1 protein-coding gene is annotated in these 1,643 nt (G+C 43.8%); it reads left to right on the top strand.

Annotated features, from left to right (window positions below; all coding sequences use genetic code 11):
• Positions 1–69: 69 nt before the first annotated feature.
• Positions 70–1,610, top strand: a protein-coding gene (locus GQR55_RS19905; RefSeq protein ID WP_166421957.1) for an IS3 family transposase whose coding sequence is annotated in 2 segments (ribosomal slippage) — positions 70–535 and positions 535–1,610 — 1,542 coding nt in all. Because the reading frame shifts where the segments join, the coding sequence is not laid out codon by codon here.
• Positions 1,611–1,643: the final 33 nt, after the last annotated feature.

The raw sequence follows: 1,643 nt of genomic DNA, 5'->3' as shown, positions 1-1,643 counted from the left end.
CCCCCTGTGTCAGGATAGTTGTCGCCTCAATTAATTTACAAATAAACAGGGCGCGGTAAGTTAAAGTAAGTGAATTATCAAAGGCATTCAGTTCAATTTAAAGAAGCGATATTAAACAAGCTTAGTCAAAGTGATTTGTCGGTTCGTCAGTTTGCAGAACAAGAAGGCATTAAGCTTTCAACCCTGTATAGTTGGCAAAAGCAATTTAATACCTCAGGGTTAAACGTGTCAAAAGTCAGTTCATCAGATAAGTGGTCAAGTGAGGAAAAGTTTTCAGTGGTATTGGAAACAGCCTCTTTGTCGGCAGTTGAGTTAAGTGAATATTGCCGAGCTAAAGGGTTATACCCTGAGCAAGTTAACGAATGGAAGCAAGCTTGTATTGCCGGCAATCCAAGCACAACACTCACGAGAAAAGCCAAGATAACACCTGAGCAGAAGACCGATAAAAAACGCATTAACGAGCTCGAAAGCGAGTTACGTAGAAAGGATAAAGCGTTAGCAGAAGCGGCAGCTTTACTCGTTCTCGGAAAAAAGTTCGATGCCTATTGGAAAGAAAAAGAGGAAGACTGATTTCGCTGACCGATAGGCAAAAATACGCGCAATGGGTCAGCACCGCAGTAGCATCAGGTGCGAGACAAGATAAGGCCTGTGACGTGATTGGATTATCAACAAGAACCTTACAGCGTTGGCGAATAGAGGGTGAGATTGGCGCAGATAAAAGGCCTACAGTTACGCGGCCAGAGCCTGGGAATAAACTGAGTCAGGCTGAAAGACAAGACGTGATTGATGTGTGTAATAGTGAAGAGTTTGCCTCATTACCGCCAAGTCAAATTGTACCTATACTCGCCGATAGAGGTGAGTATATTGCTTCTGAGTCGAGTTTTTACCGTATCTTGCATGCTGAAAACATGCTTCATCACCGAGGAAAAGCTAAGCCGAGAAATGTTCATAAAAAGCCAACCAGTTATACGGCTAAAAAAGCGAACGAAGTGTGGAGTTGGGATATCAGTTACCTGCCTACAACGGTGATAGGAAAGCACTATTATCTGTACATGATTGAAGATATTTACAGTCGAAAAATCGTCGGTTGGGAAGTTCACGACAGTGAAACAGGTGAGCAAGCTGCAGCACTACTAGAGCGTACGGTCTGGTCAGAGAAATGCTTAAAGAAAGACGTTGTGTTGCACTCAGATAATGGCGCGCCCATGAAGAGCTTGACGATGCGAGCTAAGATGTACGATTTAGGCGTTGTGACCTCACGAAGCCGTCCAAGGGTGAGCAATGATAATCCATACTCAGAATCGCTATTTAGAACGGTAAAGTATCATCCACGTTGGCCGAGTGAAGGTTTTAAGTCGTTAGAAGCCGCGCGTAAATGGGTCAATGAATTTGTTTATTGGTACAACAACGAGCATCGCCATAGCAGGATTAAGTTTGTAACACCAAACCAGAGGCATGATGGTCTTGATGTGGGAATACTGGCGAAGCGAAAAGCGTTGTATCAGACAAAAAGAAATGAACATCCAGAGCGATGGTCAAAAGAAGAGCGAAACTGGCAGCCAATAGGCGCTGTGGAGTTAAATCCAGAGCAACACAAAGAAGCTGCTTAACAATTTAGGCGACAACTGTCTTGAAAAACGCCG

The sequence above is a fragment of the Pseudoalteromonas sp. Z1A8 genome (genome assembly GCF_011378855.1).
In the GTDB taxonomy this organism is placed as follows: domain Bacteria; phylum Pseudomonadota; class Gammaproteobacteria; order Enterobacterales; family Alteromonadaceae; genus Pseudoalteromonas.
The sequence above is the reverse complement of the archived record's forward strand: the minus strand, read 5'-3'. Positions and strand labels throughout refer to the sequence as shown.